This window comes from Natronospirillum operosum, from assembly GCF_004768465.1.
In the GTDB taxonomy this organism is placed as follows: domain Bacteria; phylum Pseudomonadota; class Gammaproteobacteria; order Pseudomonadales; family Natronospirillaceae; genus Natronospirillum; species Natronospirillum operosum.
This window is the reverse complement of record NZ_SRMF01000013.1, coordinates 1-18,189: the sequence shown is the minus strand read 5'-3', so window position 1 is coordinate 18,189 and position 18,189 is coordinate 1. Positions and strand designations below refer to the sequence as shown.

Here is an 18,189-nt window from a genome sequence, read left to right as displayed (position 1 = left end):
AGACGGTTTGGAGCTGAACACGGTAGAGGAAATCATTGAAGATATCCGACAGGGGAAGATGGTCATCCTGATGGATGACGAAGACCGGGAGAATGAGGGCGACCTCATGGTTGCCGGCGAGTGTGTCACCCCTGAAATCATCAATTTCATGGCCCGGGAGGCCCGCGGCCTGATCTGCCTGACCCTGACCGGTCAGCGCTGTGATGAGCTCAGCCTGCCGGCCATGGTGCAGTCTTCCAGCGAGAAGTACGGCACCCATTTTACCGTCTCCATCGAGGCGGCTTCCGGGGTTACCACCGGCATCAGTGCCGCCGACCGTGCGCGCACGGTGCAGGTGGCTGTTGATCCGAATTCCGGCCCGGATGACATTGTACAGCCCGGACATGTGTTTCCGCTGCGCGCCGAAGCCGGCGGCGTACTAAGCCGGGCCGGACATACCGAAGCGGGCTGCGATCTGGCCCGGCTTGCCGGTCGCCACCCGGCCTCGGTCATTGTCGAGATCATGAACGACGACGGCACCATGGCGCGCCGCCCGGATCTGGAAAAGTTCGCCCGGAAACATGGTCTGAAAATCGGCACTATCGCCGACCTGATTCATTACCGCATGATGAATGAGCGCACCATTCGTCTGCTGGAGCAGCGCCCCATCAGCACGCCCTGGGGAGATTTCGATCTGCGGGTCTACGAAGATCAGATCGACGGCGGGCGTCACATGACGCTGTCACAGGGTCAGTTCGGTCAGGGTGAGCCGGTGCTGGTGCGGGTACATGGCGCCCAGACGCTGCGCGATCTGCTCGGCGTGGATACCGGTGGCTGGTCGCTGCAGTCGGCACTGGCCGAAGTGAATCGCGAAGGTCGTGGCGTGGTGGTGCTGATTGACCAGCATACCGGCGCCGACATCATGGATGAGCTGCATCGCCTGGATCATCCGGACCGCAAGCGCCCGGCCAGCAGCGTGAACCGCTCCGGCAATTACGTGACCATAGGTACCGGTGCCCAGATTCTGCGTGATCTGGGCGTCAGCCGCATGCGCCTGATGAGCTCCCCGATTCGTTTCGGGGGCATATCCGGTTTTGATCTGGAGATTGTGGAGTACCTGCAGGGTCCCACAGCTCCCAAGCAAGAGGAATCCCGATGACCACCGTGAAGACCCTGGAAGGGGATATGCGAGCCAACAATGGCCGCTATGCCATCGTAGTTGCGCGCTGGAATGCGTTTATTGTCGACAGCCTTGAGAAAGGCGCTCTGGAGGCACTGACTCGGCGCGGTATTCAGGACGACCAACTGACCCTGATTCGCGTGCCGGGGGCCTATGAAATACCCCTGGCGGTGCAGAAAGCCGCTGCCTCGGGCAAGTACGACGCCATTGTTGCGCTGGGCGCCGTGATCCGCGGTGGTACCCCGCATTTCGACTTTGTGGCCGGAGAATGTGCCAGCGGCATGAGCCGCGCCGCCCTGACCTACAATGTGCCGGTAGCCTTTGGCGTACTGACGGTGGATACCATAGAGCAGGCCATCGAGCGGGCTGGCACCAAGGCGGGCAACAAGGGTGAAGAAGCCGCCCTGAGCGCACTGGAAATGGTCAACCTGCTGCAGCAGATGGATGACTGAATGAGTGATTTCAAACCCGCAGCCCGACGCAAGGCCCGCCACATGGCAATGCAGGCCCTTTATCAATGGCATATCAGCAAGGCGTCTGCCAATGAGATAGAGGCCCAGTTCATGGTGGATCAGAACATGGAAAAGGTCGACAAGAGCTATTTCCATGAACTGCTGCATCAGGTCACCGGACGCACCGGTGAGCTCGATGAATTGCTGGGCACCGTGCTGGACCGCAAGGTCAGCGAACTGACACCGGTGGAAATGGCGATTCTGCGCCTGGGCGCCTATGAGCTGCAGCACCGCATTGATGTGCCCTATCGGGTGGTTATCAATGAAGGGGTGGAACTGGCCAAGTCCTTCGGGGCCACCGAGGGCCACCGCTATGTGAATGGCGTGCTCGACAAGCTGTCGCGCACGCTCCGCCAGGCCGAGCAAGCGCGCTGAACGACCATGGCCCGGCGTTCCGATGCATTCAACCCCGAGGGCAGGGCGCCGGCAGACGGTGAGTTCGCCCGTATCGGCCGCTGGCTGCTGCCGTTGGCGGATGACCTGCCCGGCCTCGGCGATCTCGTCCCCCGCACGCTGATCGACAACGGTGATGATGCGCTTGCGGTCAGGCCCGCCGAGCCGCTGGTGATTTCCATGGACATGGCGGTGGCCGGGACCCATTTCCCGGCCGCTGCCGCAGTGGCCGATGCCGCCGTCAAGGCGCTGCGTGCTGCCCTGAGCGATCTGGCCGCCATGGGCGCCAGGCCCTGGTTCTACACCCTGGGCCTGGTGCTGCCGGACGGCCTCAGTGATGCTGACTGGCAGGCGCTGCACGACACCCTGAGGGCCGAGAACCGACACTGGCAGGTGCGGTGTCTGGGCGGTGATCTGACGCGTGGGCCGGGGCTGGTTTTCAGTGTGCAGGTGCACGGCCTGAGTGAGCGACCGCTCACGCGCTGTGATGCCCGGGCCGGAGAAGACCTCTGGGTGACCGGCACTCTGGGCGGCTCCGCCGGCGGTTTGGCTGGCCTGCAGGGCGAACGCCCACTGCTGCCGACCCTGCAGGATGCCTTCTATCGACCGGCGCTGCCACTGACCTTCATGCAGGCAGCCAACCCCCTGCTGTCAGCTGCCATCGACATTTCCGATGGCCTGGTTTCGGACCTGCAGCACCTGCTGTCGGCCAGCGCGCTGTCGGCTGAGCTGCTTCTGGACGAAGTGCCGGTCAACCCGGACCTGCTGCACCATGATACCCGGGCCGAGGCGCTGGACCGGGCGCTGTATGGCGGCGAGGATTATCAGGTACTGTTCACCGCTCCGCCGGAACATTCGACCCGTCTGCAGACACTGGCGCAGCACCAGGCACAGCCGATCAGCCGCATTGGCCGACTCCGTGCCAATGAGCCCGACCAGCCCCGGCAACTGACGGCTCGCTGGCAGGGTCGGCCGTTCAGCCTCCGTACCTCCAATACAGGATATGACCATTTTGCGTAATTCCGGCTCTCATGACACCCAGCTCCGTTCCTGGATTCACTGGTTCGCCTTCGGTTTTGGCACCGGCACGGCCCCCAGGGCGCCCGGCACCATGGGCACTCTGGCAGCACTGGTGTTTGTGCCGGTGTTCGCCCAGTTCGACTGGCCCTGGCAGATTGCCTGGGTGCTGCTGACCGGGGCGCTTGGAATCTGGCTGTGTGACCGTACAGCGCGGGATCTCGGCGTGCATGATCATCCCGGTATTGTCTGGGACGAGTTTGTGGGCCTCTGGATTGTCTTTATTGCCGTGCCGCTGACCTGGTCCAATCTGGTGCTGGGGTTCCTGCTGTTCCGGTTCTTCGATGTCCTCAAGCCCTGGCCCATCAGCTGGCTGGACAAGCGCGTCAAGGGGGGGCTCGGCATCATGGTAGATGATGTTCTGGCGGGATTGATGGCACTGCTTTTACTACACCTCTGGTTAGTTAGTGGATGGGCGGCTACACTGTCTGCTGGTGGCTGATTTTTGTCCACAGGTGAGAAGAAGTATGACTACGGCAGAACAAGCAATGGTCAGCGGTCAGCAGCAGGAAGATCTGCTGACTCGGCTGGCATCTCGAAACAATCTGGCTTCGCTGCTCGACTGTATCGTCTCCGAGGCCATGCAACTGACCAATGCAGATGGTGGCACCCTCTATCTGGTGGAGGGCGATGGCCTGGACCGGGAATTGCACTTCTCGGTGGTGCGCACCGACTCGCTGGGTATCCAGATCAATGGTTACGAAGGTGATGAAGTGCCCATGGCACCGATTCCCCTGTTCCGCGACGGCCAGCCGAACCATCACAATGTGGCCAGTCATGCGGCCTTGAGCCGCAAACCCGTCATTGTCGAAGATGCCTACAAGGTTGATGAATTCGACTTTTCCGGCACCAAACGCTTTGACGAGTCGACCGGTTACCGATCGTGCAGTTTTCTGACCCAGCCCCTGCTGGACCATCAGGGCGAAGTGATTGGTGTACTGCAGCTGCTTAACGCCCGGGATCCCCGGGGGCAGGTGGTCCCCTTTGCCGAAGATGTGCTGTCCTCGGTAGCGGCGCTGGCCAAGTACGCTGCGATCTCACTGAACAACCAGATTCTGATCCATGGCCACAAGGAACTGCTCGACTCCTTTATCAAGGCCCTGGCTTCCATTACCGATGTGCGCTCGCCGCACACCTCGCTGCACTGCCAGCGCATACCCGAACTGACAGAGCTGATTGCGCGGGCGGCCTGTGAAGACAAGACGGGCTACTTCAAGGATTTCAATCTGGATGACGAGGAGTGGTATGAGCTGAGTGTGGCGGCCTGGTTGCATGACTGCGGCAAGCTGGCCACGCCCGACTATGTGGTCGACAAGGCTACCAAGCTGCACATGCTGTGGGACGGCATAGACGCAGTGCGGGCGCGTTTCTCCGCGCTGCGGGCGCAGACGGAACGCGATTATCTGCAGCGCATGCTGGCGGTGTCCGAGGGCCAGAGAGCGGCCCTGGAAGCCGACCTGCAGGCCCGTTTGCAGCAGATCGATGATGACTGTGCATTCGTCACCCGGGCCAACACCGGGGGTGAATTCATGCGGCCGGAAGATCAGGAACGCGTGCGGGCGCTGGGCAACCTGACCTGGACGAATGCGGACGGTGAGCCCGAGCCCCTGCTGACCGAGGTGGAAATAGAGAACCTCTGCATTTCACGCGGCACACTGAACAATGACGAACGGGCCATTATCAACCGGCATATCGACATCACCATTGATATTCTGGAAGCGCTGCCGTTCCCGCGCAACCTGCGCCGGGTGCCGGAGTACGCCGGCGGCCACCATGAGAAGATGAACGGCAAGGGCTTCCCGCGCGGTCTGACCCGGGATCAGCTGTCGATTCCGGCTCGTATCATGGGGGTGGCCGATATCTTCGAGGCGCTCACGGCCAAGGAACGCCCCTACAAGAAGCCGATGCCCCTGAGTCAGGCCTTCAGCATCCTGCGCAATATGCGCGATGAAGAGCACATCGATGCCGATGTGTATGAGGTCTTCCTGCGCAGCGGGGTGTGGAAGGAATACGCCGAGCGACATCTGCTGGAGGCCCAGAAGGATGTCGACGACGCGACTGTCTACCTCTAGAGCCCCTGACTGGAGCTTCTGCCGCTGTCAGCGCTCGAACTGACGCGCGGTCCAGGCGCCGATCCGCTGCTCCAGACTGGCCGCGTCCAGCTCCGCCAGCATATGCTGGCGCTGGGCGCTGGCATGGTCCAGAAAACGGTCCGGCAGGCCAATCTGCAATATCGGTATGCGGTGATCTTCGGCCGCCATCCATTCCGCCACCGCTGAACCGGCACCGCCGGCCACCACATTCTCTTCCAGCGTCACGACAACATCATGGTCGGCCATGATCTGCTGCAGGCAGTCCGTATCCAGTGGCTTGATGAAACGCATGTCGACCAGGGTTGTATCCAGGGTCTCGGCCACCGTGGCGGCCGGGCTGACCATGCTGCCGAAGGCCAGCAGGGCGATACGCTTGGCGGCCTTGGCGCCGCTCGCGCGCAAGATCTCGGCCTTGCCCAAGGGCAGGCTGTCGAGGGTGCTGTCCGGCACCACGCCGGGGCCGCTGCCGCGCGGGTAGCGCACGGCCGCCGGGCCCGGATGGTGGTAGCCCGTGGTCAGCATGCGGCGCAGCTCAGCTTCGTCACGCGGCGCCATGACGACCATGTTGGGAATGCAGCGCAGGTAGGTCAGGTCGAAACTGCCGGCGTGGGTCGGCCCGTCTTCCCCGACCAGTCCGGCCCGATCGATGGCAAAGAGCACGTCCAGATTCTGCAGCGCCACGTCATGAATCAGCTGATCATAGGCCCGCTGCAGAAAGGTGGAGTAGATGGCCACCACCGGCTTGGCCCCTTCGCAGGCCATGCCCGCCGCCAGAGTGACCGCGTGCTGTTCGGCAATGGCCACATCAAAATAGCGCTGCGGGTATTCGCGTGAGAAGCGGACCAGATCAGAGCCTTCGCGCATGGCCGGGGTAATGCCCTGCAGGCGCTCATCCACGGCAGCCATATCGCACAGCCAGTCTCCGAAGATGTTGGAGTATTTGGGTTTTGCCGGCGCCGCCGGCGCCTTCCCGGTTGTCGTCTGGGGTTCTATCTTGCTGATGGCGTGATACTTGATCGGCGCCGCTTCGGCGGGCGAAAAGCCCTTGCCCTTCTGTGTGATCACATGCAGAAACTGCGGGCCGTCAAGGCTGCGGGCGGTGTCCAGAACCTCGGTCAGGCGGGGCAGGTCGTGACCATCCACCGGGCCCAGGTAGTGAAAACCGAGTTCCTCGAACAGGGTGCCGGGGGTGACCATGCCCTTCATGTGTTCTTCGGCCCGACGTGCCAGGATCTGGGCCGCTTCGGGGAAGTGGCGCAGAACCTTCTTGCCGTTTTCACGCATGCTGGTGTAGGTGCGGCTGGCCAGCAGGCGCGAGAAGTACTGCGACAGGCCGCCGACATTTTCCGAAATCGACATGTCGTTGTCGTTGAGCACCACCAGCAGGTTGGTGTCGGTATGTCCGGCATGGTTCAGCGCTTCGAACGCCATGCCGGCGGTCAGCGCGCCATCGCCGACAATGGCCGCGGCACGGCGCTGCTGACCGCTGTTTCTGGCCGCCAGGGCCATGCCCAGTGCCGCCGAAATGGCGGTGCTGCTGTGACCCACCCCGAAGGTATCGTAGATGCTTTCCTCGCGCGCCGGGAAGGCGGCCAGACCACCCTCCTGGCGAATGCTGGGCAGCTGTTCACGGCGCCCGGTCAGTATCTTGTGCGGATAGGCCTGATGACCGACATCCCACACCAGCCGGTCTTCCGGCGTATTGAAGCAGTAGTGCAGGGCAATGGTCAGTTCGACTACGCCCAGGCCGGCACCGAAGTGCCCGCCGCTGCGACCGACGGACCACAGCAGATAGGCGCGCAGCTCATCGGCCAGTCGGGACAGATCCCCGGCGTTCAGGCTGCGCAGTTCCTGCGGGCTGTTTATCCGGTCCAGCAGTGGGGTGACCGGGCGCTCTGTGGGGATGTTCGTGAATAGTCTCATTATTGTCCGTTCAATTGTCGGGAGCTGCCTGCTCCCGGCCATAACCAGTCAGTCTTGCGTCAGTGCAGACGTTCCACGATGTAATCCGCGATGCTGGCCAGCGGTGCGGTGTCACCCGGCAGTGTCTGCAGTGCGGCCAGGGCCTCGGCCTGCAGTTCGCCGGCCCTGCGTCGGGCTGCCGGCAGGCCCAGCAGAGAGACGTAGGTGACCTTGTCATGTGCGGCATCGCTGCCCGCATCCTTCCCCAGTGTGTCGGTATCGGACGTCACGTCAAGGATGTCGTCCACCACCTGAAAAGCGAGCCCGACGGCCTGCCCGTATCGCGTCAGCGCCGTGATCTGGTCGTCGGACGGTGGCGTGCTCCGACACCAGGCCCCCATGACCACAGCTGCATTGATCAGGGCGCCGGTCTTGTGCCGGTGCATGGTCTCCAGCGCTGTCAGGTCCATGGTGCCGGCAGCGGCGAAGCAGTCCATGGACTGACCATCGACCATGCCCTGGCCACCGGCTGCCTGGGCCAGCGTCCGCACCCAGGCCAGTTGCTGTTGCGGTGATACTGGCACCGGGCCATCATCGGTCAGCACCTGAAAGGCCAGCGCCTGCAATGCATCGCCGACCAGGATGGCTGTGGCCTCGTCAAAGGCAATATGGGTGGTGGGACGGCCGCGCCGCCAGGCGTCATCGTCCATGGCGGGCAGGTCGTCATGAACCAGCGAATAGGTGTGTATCAGTTCCAGTGCCGCCGCCGGCACCAGCCAGGTATCGTCGTCACTGGCATCGACTGCGCGTGCCGCCGCATGGCAGAGCAGCGGACGTACACGCTTGCCGGCACCCAGCAGCGCGTAGCGCAGAGCGCTCTGCAGGCGCTCGTGGCGGGCGGGGTAGCGGTCCGGCAGGCCGTGCAGATACTCATTGAAACGCCTGGCCGCCGGCCCGAGCTGCGGCGCGAGTTCGGTCATTCGGCGGGTCCACCTGCTGCGGAAGATTGGCTTTCATCCAGCAATATGCGAACCTTCTGCTCGGCGGAATCCAGTTGTTGCTGGCAGTCTCGAGTCAGCCGGACACCCTGTTCAAACGCCTGCATGGCCTCGTCCAGAGAGAGGTCTCCCTGTTCAAGCTGCGCAACTATTTTTTCCAGATCCGCTAATGATTTCTCAAAATTGTTCGATCTAGTAGGAGTGGACATGGATGATCACCCAAGTTCAGGGAGCGCAAACACTACTGAATTGCTTGTGTGGGGTCAATAAAGCGGCACGCTTATGCGTGCTGTCTGACTGTTCACTGATTGATCCAGGAATTACGGAGAGCCTTTACCAGTGGATTTAGCAACCATAGTCGGCCTGATCGGTGGCGTCGGGATGCTCATCATGGCGATGATCGTCGGTGGTGACCCGGTCGTGTACTACAATCTGCCTTCCGTTTTGATCGTTCTGATCGGCTCTCTGTTCGTGACCATGCAGAAGTTCACGCTGGAGCAGTTTCTCGGCGCCTTCAAGATTGCCGGCAAGGCTTACTCCTACCGGGCTATCAAACCGGAAGAAATCATCGAGGAAGTCGTGGAGCTGGCCGACTCGGCCCGCAAAGGAGGGTTGTTGTCGCTGGAAGGCAAGGAGGTCAGTCATGAATTTCTGGGCAAGGGTATCCAGTTGCTGGTGGGCGGGCACGACCCGGATGTGGTTCGCACCCTGCTGAACCGTGACATTCGCCTGACGCGCGAGCGCCACGAACAGGGTGCAGGTATATTCGGCGCCCTGGGCGACGTGGCACCCGCCATGGGCATGATCGGTACCTTGATCGGCCTGGTCGGCATGCTGGCCGTGCTGGACGACCCCAGAGCCATCGGTCCGCAGATGGCGGTAGCGCTGCTGACCACGATGTACGGCTCCATCATGGCCACCGTCATCGCCATTCCCATCAAGGACAAGTGCATGCTGCGCTCCGACGAGGAAACCATGGCCCAGCAGATGATCCGGGATGCGTTGCTGGGCATTCAGGCCGGACAGAACCCGCGTATTATCGAGCAGGCGCTGAAAACCTATCTGCCGGCCGGCCAGCGCGGTGCCGACTGATCTCATGGACAAGGGTGGAATGAGCCATGAGTGATGAAGATCAGGAGCACAAACGAGAAAAGAAAGGGTTGCCGCCCTGGATGGCCACCTTTGCTGATTTGATGGCGTTGTTGCTCAGCTTCTTCGTGTTGCTGCTGTCATTTTCTGAAATCGAGGCCCTGCGCTTCCAGCGTCTTGCCGGTTCGCTGCGCAATGCCTTTGGTGTGCAGCAGGATGTGCCGGCCGATGCCATTCCCCGAGGTACCTCGATTATTGCGCAGGAGTTCAGTCCCGGCCGACCTGATCCTACCCCGCTGAATGTAGTGCGCCAGGACACCATCCGTGACCTGGAAGACAGCCTGGAAGTGCTGGCGCAGGATGAAATTCAGCAGCAGGAAGATCGTCAGGGTGACCGCGGGGAGCTGACCCGGGACATCGTCGTCACAGAGCAGATGATCGAAGAGGCGCAGGAAGAAGCCGCAGAGATCGCCGGCCGCCTGGGTGACTACATCGATCAGGGCGCGCTGCAGATCGAGACCCTCAATGAGACCATAGTGATTCGCGTTCGTGAGCAGTCGTTTCCCTCCGGTTCCGATTTCATTGCCGATGAATTTCTGCCCATACTGGACCGGGTCAGAGAAGTGCTGTTGACGACGCCGGGCGATATTCGGGTCGAGGGGCACACGGACTCGGTGCCCATTGCCAGTGGGCCGTTCCGCAACAACTGGGAGCTGTCGACAGCCCGTGCATTGTCGATTGGTGAGTACCTGTGGGCAGCGCCGGAGATGGAAGAAAACCGCTTTACCGTGGTGGGCCATGGTGCCTCCAAGCCGATCGCCACCAATGAAACCCCTGAGGGCAGGGCGACAAACCGGCGTGTAGAGATTATCATCCAGCGCGATAACCCGGACTTCGAAGGCGAGCGCATTCCACTGGATGCCCAGGGCGAACCTGTCGACTTTGGTGACCCGGGATTGTTTGGCCTGGACCCCGACCAAGTATTCTGAGTACTCATGTTGCTGAATTACGATGATCTGCTGGCAGGGCTGGCGGATTCCCCGCTGGCGCACTGGGAAACGCCGCTGTCAGTGCAACTGCATGAACGCCTGCAGCAGCACAACAACGGCAATCTGCCCCGGTTTCTGGATGCACTCTCAAGGCTGCCTGACCTGCCCGCAAGTCAACTGGCGGGCGACGCGTCGGCGGTGACGCTGCTCAACCCCGATGCCCTCGACGATGCTCGGCAGAAGCAACTTGAAACCGGACTGCGGGCTCTGATGCCGTGGCGGAAGGGGCCGTTCGATTTCTTCGGCCTGACGATCGACAGCGAATGGCGCTGTGATCTCAAGTGGGCCCGGGTGGCTCCGCATCTGGCCGACCTGCATGGCCGCACCGTGCTTGATGTGGGCTGTGGCAATGGTTATTACGGCTGGCGCATGCTGGGCGCCGGCGCCCGACAGGTGATCGGCATCGACCCGTCCTGGCTGTCCGTGGTGCAGCACTTTGCCGTGAACCGCTATGCCCGGCATGCCCGGCACCATGTGCTGCCGCTGACGCTGGAAAGCCTCACGCCGGAACTGGAAGCCTTCGACACCGTATTCAGCATGGGTGTGCTGTATCACCGCCGGTCGCCGCTGGATCATCTGGAAGAGTTACGCCAGGCGCTGCGACCCGGTGGTGAACTGGTGCTGGAAACCCTGGTTGTGGAGGGTGAGCAGGGGCTGGCGCTGGTGCCGCCGGGTCGCTATGCCCGTATGAACAATGTCTGGTTTCTGCCCAGCGTGCCGACCCTGATCCAGTGGTGCGAAAAGATGGGCTTCGAGGATGTCCGCTGCGTGGATCAGTCGGCTACCACGGTGCAGGAACAGCGCGTCACCAACTGGAAGCGCGGGCAGTCGCTGGCCGACTATCTGGACCCTGACAACCCGGCCAGGACCGTTGAGGGGCATCCGGCGCCAGTGCGCGCCACGCTGCTCGCCCGACGTCCCGAGGGTGGTCGGCTGCAGCGGTATCATCTTTAGCACATCGGGTGACTGACGGCTGTTGAATCCGTATACTACGCGGCCTTTTCCGTTCACTCCCAGTTTGCATACAGGTGTCCCGAGAACCATGTCTCCAGAGCAGGAAGTCGCGAAACGTCGCACCTTCGCTATTATTTCCCACCCCGATGCCGGTAAGACGACGATTACCGAGAAGGTATTGCTGCACGGGGCCTTGATTCAGAAGGCGGGTACCGTCAAGGGCAAGAAGTCCGGTCAGCATGCCAAATCCGACTGGATGGAAATGGAAAAAGAGCGGGGCATTTCCGTCACCACCTCGGTCATGCAATTCCCCTATGCAGACTGTCTGGTCAACCTGCTGGACACACCCGGGCACGAGGATTTCTCGGAGGATACCTACCGCACACTGACGGCAGTGGACTCCTGTCTGATGGTAATTGATGCGGCCAAGGGTGTGGAGGCGCGAACCATCAAGCTGATGGAAGTCACGCGCCTGCGCGACACACCCATCATTACCTTCATGAACAAGCTGGATCGTGATGTCCGTGACCCCATCGAGCTGATGGATGAGGTCGAGGAAGTACTGAATATTGCCTGTGCCCCCATTACCTGGCCAATCGGCATGGGCAAGAGCTTCAAGGGTGTATACAACCTGCTGGAAGACACGGTGATTCTCTACAGCACCGGCCAGGGCAGTGTGATTCAGGAAGAGCGTCACATCGAGGGAATCGACAATCCGGATCTGGATGCCGCCATTGGTGACTATGCCGCCGAACTGCGTGATGAGATCGAGCTGGTGCGCGGCGCCTCGCATGATTTTGATCTGGACCTGTTCCTGGCGGGCGAACTGACACCGGTGTACTGGGGCACGGCACTGGGCAACTTTGGTGTCGACCATATGCTGGAAGGCCTGACCCAATGGGCGCCTGCGCCCCAGTCCCGGGCCACGGATGTGCGCACCGTGGAGGCGGCGGACACCCGTTTTACCGGCTTTGTGTTCAAGATACAGGCCAATATGGACCCCAATCACCGTGACCGGGTCGCCTTTATGCGCATTGTGTCCGGCCGCTACGAGAAGGGCATGAAAATGCGTCATGTCCGTCTGGGCAAGGATGTACGTATCGCCGACGCCGTAACCTTTGTGGCCGGTGACCGGGCTCAGGTCGAGGATGCCTGGGCGGGTGACATCATCGGTCTGCACAATCATGGCACCATCCAGATTGGTGACACCTTTACCGCTGGCGAGGCCCTCAAGTTTACCGGCATTCCCAATTTTGCTCCGGAACTGTTCAAACGCATCCGTCTCAAGGACCCGCTGAAAACCAAGCAGTTGCAGAAAGGTCTGGTGCAACTGGCCGAGGAGGGCGCGGTGCAGGTGTTTCGGCCACTGCGTAACAACGACCTGATCGTGGGCGCCGTCGGGGCCCTGCAGTTCGATGTGGTGGTGCATCGCCTGCGCACGGAGTACAAGGTCGAGGCGCTCTATGAGTCCATCAATGTGGCTACGGCGCGCTGGGTGATGGCCGACTCCGAACGGGAACTGGAGAAGTTTCGCGACAAGGCTTACGATAATTTGGCGCTGGACGGCGCCAATAACCTGACGTACATTGCACCTACCATGGTAAATCTTCAGCTGGCGATCGAGCGCCATCCGGAAGTGCGTTTCCTGGCTATACGAGAGAATTAGAGAGAACTAGAGAATGTTGCTTTATCTGTTGTTGGTGTCTGTCTGCTCCGTTGCCGCCTGGCTGGCCTCGTTGCGACTGGCACAGTGGCTGCAGCAGCAGCGCGACCTGACCGACGACGTGGCCACCGGTATTTTCATGATCTGCTTTCTGCTGGGTCTGTTGCTGGTGGGTGTCTTTGTCGCTGCCGGGGCCATGCTGACTGATGGCGACCGGGCGGCGGCGGGTCTGCTGGTCGAGTCCGTGCTGGCCACGGTCATGTTTCCGGCCGGTATCCTGCTGCTGAAAAAAAACCGCGAATTTTCTTGAGTCAGGCCCTGCCTTTCTATAGAATCCGCCGCTCCAAACATGGCAATAACTTCCCCTGAGCCCCCACTATAGGTGGAGTTAGAGATTTCAATGAAAACTTTCAGTGCAAAAGCGCAAGACGTCCAGCGTGACTGGTTCGTGATCAACGCCGAGGGTAAAACCCTTGGGCGCCTGGCTACAGAAGTGGCTGTGCGCCTGAAAGGCAAGCACAAGGCCATCTTTACGCCGCATGCGGACACCGGTGACTACATCGTTATCGTGAATGCAGAGAAGGTGCATGTCACCGGACGTAAAGCGTCGCAGAAAATGTACCACCGCCATACCGGCTACCCGGGTGGCCTGAAGTCCATGAGCTTTGACAAGCTGCGTGATCATGCGCCGGAGCGCATTATTGAGCAGGCTGTCAAGGGCATGCTGCCTCGCAACCCTCTGGGCCGTTCCATGCTCAAGAAGCTGAAGGTGTATGCGGGTCCCGAACACCCTCACACCGCCCAACAGCCCAAAGAACTGGATATCTGAGAGGTAAGCTATGTCTACGACTCAATACTACGGTACCGGCCGTCGCAAAACCTCCAAGGCGCGTGTATTCCTGCGTCCTGGCACCGGCAAGATCACAGTCAACCAGCGTCCGCTGGATGAGTACTTTGGTCGTGAAACAGCATCCATGATCGTGCGTCAGCCGCTGGAACTGACTGAAAACACCGGCAAGTTCGATGTTTTCGTCACCGTTGCCGGTGGTGGTGCCAACGGTCAGGCCGGCGCGATCCGCCACGGTCTGACGCGGGCCCTGATGGACTATGATGAAACCTTGCGTGGGGTACTGCGTGCTGCGGGTTATGTGACTCGTGATGCGCGTGCCGTCGAGCGCAAGAAAGTGGGTCTGCGCAAAGCGCGCAAGCGTCCGCAGTTCTCCAAGCGCTGATCCGGCGGTTTCGCTGGTTGGTGCGCCAATGCCCGCTTTATGCGGGCATTTTTGTTTGTGCTGATCGACGTGTCTTCGATGGGGCTGCACAGGCCTGCCAGGGACGCCGCAGTGACTTGTTTTGGCAACGTTTTTTGCCACAGCGTAAAGTCTGCAGTGAGGGTGTCAGTTCCTTGTAAGCGCCGTGCTTTTTCATTAAGATCAACGGCATTTTTAAGATCGTGATCCCTTCGTATTTCAGAGGAAACCATAATGACTCAAGACGGCGTGAATAAAGGCCGCCGCCGCTTCCTGATGGGCGCCACCGGTGTGATGGGTGCCGCAGGCGGGGTCGGCGTGGCCTGGCCCCTGCTGGCGTCCTGGCAGCCCAGTGAGCGGGCCAAAGCCGTGGGTGCTCCGGTAACCGTGGATATCGGGAACCTGGAGCCGGGTGAAATGATTTCAATAGAATGGCGTGGCAAGCCGATTTTTATCGTGCATCGGACGCCGGAAATGCTCGAAACATTGCGCTCTGACGAGCTGCGAGGTCGTCTTTCCGACCCGGATTCGGGCAATGCCGATCAACAGCCCGAGTACGCACGCAATGACGTGCGCTCTCGTGAAGAAGAAATTCTGGTGGTGGAAGGGTTCTGTACCCATCTGGGCTGCGCACCCCAGTTCCGCCCCGAGGTAGCGCCCCAGACCTTCGACGACAACTGGCTCGGTGGCTTCTTCTGTGCCTGCCACGGTTCGCGCTTCGACATGGCCGGTCGGGTGTTCCGGGGTGTACCGGCACCGTCCAATCTGGCCGTCCCGCCGCACTTCCGCGAGGGAAATCTGCTGACAGTTGGTGAAGACGGGGAGACTGCCTGATGAGCAATCAAGACAAGGACGGGCTGATGGGCTGGATTGATGCCCGCCTGCCGGTGACGCGCACGATTGAAAAGCACGTCACCAAGTATTACGCGCCCAAGAATTTCAATTTCTTCTATGTATTTGGCGTTCTCGCCATGCTGGTCTTCGTCAACCAGATCGTGACTGGCATCTGGCTGACCATGAAGTATGTGCCCTCGGCGGAAGAAGCCTTCCGTTCGGTTGAGTACATCATGCGTGATGTCGAGTGGGGTTGGCTGATTCGCTACATGCATTCCACCGGTGCCTCCATGTTCTTCGTGGTCATCTATCTGCACATGTTCCGCGCCCTGCTGTACGGGTCCTACCAGAAGCCGCGTGAACTGGTGTGGATCTTCGGCATGCTGCTTTACCTGCTGCTGATGGCAGAAGCCTTCATGGGCTATGTGTTGCCCTGGGGTCAGATGTCGTACTGGGGTGCCCAGGTCATCATCTCCCTGTTCGGTGCCGTGCCGGTTATCGGCGAGCCGCTGGTCGAGTGGATTCGCGGTGACTACCTGATTTCAGGTGCCACACTGAACCGTTTCTTTGCGCTGCATGTCATCGCACTGCCGCTGGTGCTGGCGCTGCTGGTGTTCCTGCATATCGTGGCGCTGCATGAAGTCGGGTCCAACAACCCGGATGGCATCGATATCAAGAAGGACCTGGATGAAAACGGCGTGCCGCGTGACGGTATTCCGTTCCACCCCTATTACACCATTGGCAAGGACCTGGTCGGTGTGATCATCTTCCTGATGGTGTTCTGTGGCATTATCTTCTTCTTCCCGACCGCCGGCGGCTTCTTCCTTGAAACTGCCAACTTCGAACCTGCGGACCCGCTGACCACACCGGAGAACATTCACCCGGTCTGGTACTTTGGCGCCTTCTACTCGATTCTGCGGGCCATGGACTTCGATCTGTTCTTCATCGAAGCCAAGCTGCTGGGCGTACTGACCATGGGGGCAGCCATTGCCATCCTGTTCGTGCTGCCCTGGCTGGATCGCAGCCCGGTAAGGTCCTGGCGCTACAAGGGCATGATCAGCCGGGTATCCATCGTGGTATTCGCGGTTGCCTTCTCGATTCTGACCTGGCTCGGCATTCAGCCTGTAACCACGCTGAATACCATCCTGGCGCAGATCTGTACTGCCATTTACTTCGCGTTCTTCCTGGGTATGCCGTTCTATACCCGCTATGAGAAAACGAAACCGGTACCGGAGAGGGTGACGAATCGATGAATACTATGAAGCGTTTGATCATCATTGCCCTGGTGGCCCTCGTTTCCGGGTCGGCCCTGGGCTACGGAGAAGTTCGTCCCGTGGACAATGATGTACGTGACATCGAGTCACTGCAGCGGGGCGCGCAGCTCTACTTCGAAAACTGTGTCGGCTGTCACTCGCTGGAATATGCCCGCTTCAATCGCGTGGCCCGTGATCTCAGTATCCCGGAAGACCTGTTTGAAGAGTACCTGCTTGATGCCGACCGTCCCATTGGCGACCTGATGACGATCGCCATGCCGGAAGCGCTGGGTGCCCAGTTCTTCGGTACCACACCACCGGACCTGACCCTGGTCGCTCGGGTGCGTGGCACCGACTGGATCTACACCTTCCTGACCGGTTTCTACGAGGACCCGATTCGCCCCTATGGCGTGAACAATGCCCTCTACAACAATGTGGGCATGCCACATGCCATGGTGAATCAGCAGGGTCTCTGTGCCGAGGCACCAGGTGCAAACGGCTGCGAGGAGTTGGTCTACGAAGGCTCCATGTCGCCGGAAGAATTTGATCTGGCCATGGTCGATCTGACCAATTTCCTGGATTACATGGGTGAGCCCGTGCAGGTGCAGCGTCAACGGATCGGCTGGTTCGTCATGGCCTTTCTGAGTGTTTTCCTGGTGTTCGCATGGTTGCTGTATCGCGAACTCTGGAAAGACGTCAAGTAAACCAGGGCGCGTCTGAAGCCTGAATCGGCGCGACAGCTTCGGCTGTCGCGCTTCATTGTGTCTAGATAACTGGGAGAGCGTACATGGGCGTAGTGGCCAAGCGGTCATCCATGACTTTTTTCTCCGATCCCGCGTCGCATTACAGCCACCGGGTTCGGATTGTGCTTGCCGAGAAGGGCGTTGCAGTCGATACCATTGATGCCGATCCGGACAACGTGCCGACCGAAGTCAGTGATATCAACCCCTACAACAGTCTCCCTACCCTGGTAGACCGGGATCTCGTGCTTTACGAGCCGAATGTCATGATGGAATATCTCGACGAGCGGTTCCCGCATCCGCCGTTGTTGCCGGTATACCCGGTGTCGCGTGCCGAATGCCGGCTGTACATTCACCGCATCCAGCGCGACTGGTGTGCTCTGGTGGATATCATCACGGCTGGCCGTGATCGTGCCGAGGTGCAGAAAGCGCGCGAGCGACTGTCCGAAAGCATCATCAGCATCGCGCCCATCTTTGCCGAGAAGCCCTACTTCATGAGTGAGGACTTCACGCTGGTCGATTGCTGTGTGGCGCCTATTCTGTGGCGGCTCCCCGATCTGGGCGTTGATGTGGAAGACCGGGCGGACAAGAATCTGGGTAAATACATGCAGCGGGTGTTCGAGCGCGAGTCGTTCAAGGTCAGCCTGTCTGAAGTAGAGAGTGAAATGCGTGAGTGAACAGACGCCACCGCCACCGCCGATGTCGGATAACCGTCCGTACCTGATTCGAGCCCTGCACGAATGGATTACCGACAACGGCTGCACCCCCTATATGGTGGTGCAGGCCGATGTGCCGGGTGTTCAGGTGCCGCAGGCCTATGTTCAGGATGGACGGATTACCCTCAATATCGCGCTGCGGTCGGTACAGTCTCTGAACCTTGGCAACAAGGAAATCATTCTCTCCGCAACCTTCGGCGGTGAGCTCGAGCATATCCGGGTGCCCTGCCATGCTGTGGCCGCCCTCTTTGCCCGCGAAAACGGGCAGGGCATGGTGTTCGAGGTGAAAGATGACGGCCCGCCATCAGGTGGTGGCCCTCGTGACCCGGGTCCGGGCAAGGGCAGCGGTCCCAAGGGCAAGGATGGTGGCAGTCAGGACGGGAACAAGCGGCCGAAACTCAAGGTCGTCAAGTGACTCGGTTTCTTCGGTTGATCAAAAAACAACCCAAGCGTCTGATCTGCAAAGAAAAATCTGCTGATTAGTTAGGGTCTGGTGGTTGACACGGC

The 18,189-nt window shown here is 60.4% G+C and carries 21 protein-coding genes; 18 read left to right on the top strand and 3 right to left on the bottom strand.

What is annotated here, in order from left to right; all coding sequences use genetic code 11:
- The first annotated feature begins 7 nt into the window (after nucleotides 1-7).
- Genes ribBA through E4656_RS18390 form a run of 6 tightly spaced genes read left to right on the top strand, consistent with a single transcriptional unit; the run spans nucleotide 8 to nucleotide 5,213 of the window.
- Entirely contained in the window at nucleotides 8-1,138 is a 1,131-nt protein-coding gene (gene ribBA, locus E4656_RS18415; protein ID WP_135484792.1) for a bifunctional 3,4-dihydroxy-2-butanone-4-phosphate synthase/GTP cyclohydrolase II, read from the top strand.
- On the top strand, nucleotides 1,135-1,611 hold the full coding sequence (ribH, locus tag E4656_RS18410; protein WP_135484791.1) for a 6,7-dimethyl-8-ribityllumazine synthase: 477 nt from the start codon (nucleotides 1,135-1,137) through the stop codon (nucleotides 1,609-1,611). The genes ribBA and ribH overlap by 4 nt, the downstream gene beginning before the upstream one ends.
- On the top strand, nucleotides 1,612-2,046 hold the full coding sequence (gene nusB, locus E4656_RS18405; RefSeq protein WP_135484790.1) for a transcription antitermination factor NusB: 435 nt from the start codon (nucleotides 1,612-1,614) through the stop codon (nucleotides 2,044-2,046).
- A gap of 6 nt (nucleotides 2,047-2,052) precedes the next feature.
- Entirely contained in the window at nucleotides 2,053-3,084 is a 1,032-nt protein-coding gene (gene thiL / locus E4656_RS18400; RefSeq protein ID WP_135484789.1) for a thiamine-phosphate kinase, read from the top strand.
- Nucleotides 3,068-3,583, top strand: coding sequence for a phosphatidylglycerophosphatase A family protein (locus tag E4656_RS18395; RefSeq protein WP_135484788.1), 516 nt, complete (start codon nucleotides 3,068-3,070; stop codon nucleotides 3,581-3,583). Before thiL ends, E4656_RS18395 begins: the two co-directional genes overlap by 17 nt.
- 25 nt (nucleotides 3,584-3,608) lie before the next feature.
- Nucleotides 3,609-5,213 carry an HD domain-containing phosphohydrolase gene (locus E4656_RS18390; RefSeq protein WP_135484787.1) on the top strand — a complete coding sequence of 535 codons (1,605 nt, stop codon included), beginning with the start codon at nucleotides 3,609-3,611 and terminating at the stop codon, nucleotides 5,211-5,213.
- 27 nt (nucleotides 5,214-5,240) lie between these two features.
- Here the strand turns inward: E4656_RS18390 and dxs are convergent, their stop codons facing one another.
- The 3 genes from dxs to E4656_RS18375 are packed head-to-tail and all read right to left on the bottom strand — an operon-like array spanning nucleotide 5,241 to nucleotide 8,343.
- Complete coding sequence (dxs, locus tag E4656_RS18385) at nucleotides 5,241-7,157, bottom strand: 1-deoxy-D-xylulose-5-phosphate synthase (RefSeq protein ID WP_205849272.1); 1,917 nt, start codon at nucleotides 7,155-7,157, stop codon at nucleotides 5,241-5,243.
- A 59-nt stretch (nucleotides 7,158-7,216) separates the two neighbouring features.
- Nucleotides 7,217-8,116 carry a polyprenyl synthetase family protein gene (locus E4656_RS18380; protein WP_135484786.1) on the bottom strand — a complete coding sequence of 300 codons (900 nt, stop codon included), beginning with the start codon at nucleotides 8,114-8,116 and terminating at the stop codon, nucleotides 7,217-7,219.
- Nucleotides 8,113-8,343 (bottom strand): exodeoxyribonuclease VII small subunit, encoded by a 231-nt coding sequence (locus tag E4656_RS18375; RefSeq protein WP_135484785.1) that lies wholly within the window; start codon nucleotides 8,341-8,343, stop codon nucleotides 8,113-8,115. The genes E4656_RS18380 and E4656_RS18375 overlap by 4 nt, the downstream gene beginning before the upstream one ends.
- A 130-nt stretch (nucleotides 8,344-8,473) precedes the next feature.
- On the opposite strand from E4656_RS18375, the gene pomA reads away from it, so the two are divergent.
- The 12 genes from pomA (at nucleotide 8,474) to E4656_RS18315 (ending at nucleotide 18,097) form a co-directional block, all read left to right on the top strand.
- On the top strand, nucleotides 8,474-9,226 hold the full coding sequence (gene pomA / locus E4656_RS18370) for a flagellar motor protein PomA (protein WP_135484784.1): 753 nt from the start codon (nucleotides 8,474-8,476) through the stop codon (nucleotides 9,224-9,226).
- Between the two features lie 26 nt (nucleotides 9,227-9,252).
- A complete protein-coding gene (locus E4656_RS18365; protein WP_135484783.1) occupies nucleotides 9,253-10,212 on the top strand; it encodes a MotB family protein in 960 nt (319 codons plus the stop codon).
- Nucleotides 10,213-10,218: 6 nt separating this feature from the next.
- On the top strand, nucleotides 10,219-11,226 hold the full coding sequence (cmoB, locus tag E4656_RS18360; RefSeq protein ID WP_135484782.1) for a tRNA 5-methoxyuridine(34)/uridine 5-oxyacetic acid(34) synthase CmoB: 1,008 nt from the start codon (nucleotides 10,219-10,221) through the stop codon (nucleotides 11,224-11,226).
- Nucleotides 11,227-11,314: 88 nt separating this feature from the next.
- Nucleotides 11,315-12,892, top strand: coding sequence for a peptide chain release factor 3 (gene prfC / locus E4656_RS18355; protein ID WP_135484781.1), 1,578 nt, complete (start codon nucleotides 11,315-11,317; stop codon nucleotides 12,890-12,892).
- 13 nt (nucleotides 12,893-12,905) lie between these two features.
- Nucleotides 12,906-13,199, top strand: a complete 294-nt coding sequence (locus E4656_RS18350) for a hypothetical protein (protein ID WP_135484780.1) — start codon at nucleotides 12,906-12,908, stop codon at nucleotides 13,197-13,199.
- Between the two features lie 90 nt (nucleotides 13,200-13,289).
- The gene (gene rplM / locus E4656_RS18345) at nucleotides 13,290-13,718 is read left to right on the top strand and encodes a 50S ribosomal protein L13 (RefSeq protein ID WP_135484779.1); all 429 of its coding nucleotides are present in this window, start codon (nucleotides 13,290-13,292) and stop codon (nucleotides 13,716-13,718) included.
- A 10-nt stretch (nucleotides 13,719-13,728) separates the two neighbouring features.
- Entirely contained in the window at nucleotides 13,729-14,121 is a 393-nt protein-coding gene (gene rpsI, locus E4656_RS18340) for a 30S ribosomal protein S9 (protein ID WP_135484778.1), read from the top strand.
- A gap of 252 nt (nucleotides 14,122-14,373) precedes the next feature.
- A complete protein-coding gene (petA, locus tag E4656_RS18335; RefSeq protein WP_135484777.1) occupies nucleotides 14,374-14,973 on the top strand; it encodes a ubiquinol-cytochrome c reductase iron-sulfur subunit in 600 nt (199 codons plus the stop codon).
- A complete protein-coding gene (locus E4656_RS18330) occupies nucleotides 14,973-16,226 on the top strand; it encodes a cytochrome b (protein ID WP_135484776.1) in 1,254 nt (417 codons plus the stop codon). Before petA ends, E4656_RS18330 begins: the two co-directional genes overlap by 1 nt.
- On the top strand, nucleotides 16,223-16,930 hold the full coding sequence (locus tag E4656_RS18325) for a cytochrome c1 (protein WP_240754032.1): 708 nt from the start codon (nucleotides 16,223-16,225) through the stop codon (nucleotides 16,928-16,930). The genes E4656_RS18330 and E4656_RS18325 overlap by 4 nt, the downstream gene beginning before the upstream one ends.
- A gap of 83 nt (nucleotides 16,931-17,013) precedes the next feature.
- Nucleotides 17,014-17,643, top strand: coding sequence for a glutathione S-transferase N-terminal domain-containing protein (locus E4656_RS18320; protein ID WP_135484775.1), 630 nt, complete (start codon nucleotides 17,014-17,016; stop codon nucleotides 17,641-17,643).
- A complete protein-coding gene (locus tag E4656_RS18315; RefSeq protein ID WP_240754030.1) occupies nucleotides 17,636-18,097 on the top strand; it encodes a ClpXP protease specificity-enhancing factor in 462 nt (153 codons plus the stop codon). Before E4656_RS18320 ends, E4656_RS18315 begins: the two co-directional genes overlap by 8 nt.
- Nucleotides 18,098-18,189: the final 92 nt, after the last annotated feature.

Coding starts and splice junctions, on each gene's coding strand:
- E4656_RS18390 (WP_135484787.1), top strand. CDS start 3,609: ATGACTACGGCAGAACAAGCAATGGTCAGCGGTCAGCAGCAGGAAGAT.
- rpsI (WP_135484778.1), top strand. CDS start 13,729: ATGTCTACGACTCAATACTACGGTACCGGCCGTCGCAAAACCTCCAAG.
- E4656_RS18375 (WP_135484785.1), bottom strand. CDS start 8,343: ATGTCCACTCCTACTAGATCGAACAATTTTGAGAAATCATTAGCGGAT.
- E4656_RS18365 (WP_135484783.1), top strand. CDS start 9,253: ATGAGTGATGAAGATCAGGAGCACAAACGAGAAAAGAAAGGGTTGCCG.
- E4656_RS18395 (WP_135484788.1), top strand. CDS start 3,068: ATGACCATTTTGCGTAATTCCGGCTCTCATGACACCCAGCTCCGTTCC.
- dxs (WP_205849272.1), bottom strand. CDS start 7,157: ATGAGACTATTCACGAACATCCCCACAGAGCGCCCGGTCACCCCACTG.
- cmoB (WP_135484782.1), top strand. CDS start 10,219: ATGTTGCTGAATTACGATGATCTGCTGGCAGGGCTGGCGGATTCCCCG.
- E4656_RS18320 (WP_135484775.1), top strand. CDS start 17,014: ATGGGCGTAGTGGCCAAGCGGTCATCCATGACTTTTTTCTCCGATCCC.
- prfC (WP_135484781.1), top strand. CDS start 11,315: ATGTCTCCAGAGCAGGAAGTCGCGAAACGTCGCACCTTCGCTATTATT.
- nusB (WP_135484790.1), top strand. CDS start 1,612: ATGAGTGATTTCAAACCCGCAGCCCGACGCAAGGCCCGCCACATGGCA.
- E4656_RS18330 (WP_135484776.1), top strand. CDS start 14,973: ATGAGCAATCAAGACAAGGACGGGCTGATGGGCTGGATTGATGCCCGC.
- ribH (WP_135484791.1), top strand. CDS start 1,135: ATGACCACCGTGAAGACCCTGGAAGGGGATATGCGAGCCAACAATGGC.
- E4656_RS18325 (WP_240754032.1), top strand. CDS start 16,223: ATGAATACTATGAAGCGTTTGATCATCATTGCCCTGGTGGCCCTCGTT.
- thiL (WP_135484789.1), top strand. CDS start 2,053: ATGGCCCGGCGTTCCGATGCATTCAACCCCGAGGGCAGGGCGCCGGCA.
- E4656_RS18350 (WP_135484780.1), top strand. CDS start 12,906: ATGTTGCTTTATCTGTTGTTGGTGTCTGTCTGCTCCGTTGCCGCCTGG.
- petA (WP_135484777.1), top strand. CDS start 14,374: ATGACTCAAGACGGCGTGAATAAAGGCCGCCGCCGCTTCCTGATGGGC.
- rplM (WP_135484779.1), top strand. CDS start 13,290: ATGAAAACTTTCAGTGCAAAAGCGCAAGACGTCCAGCGTGACTGGTTC.
- E4656_RS18380 (WP_135484786.1), bottom strand. CDS start 8,116: ATGACCGAACTCGCGCCGCAGCTCGGGCCGGCGGCCAGGCGTTTCAAT.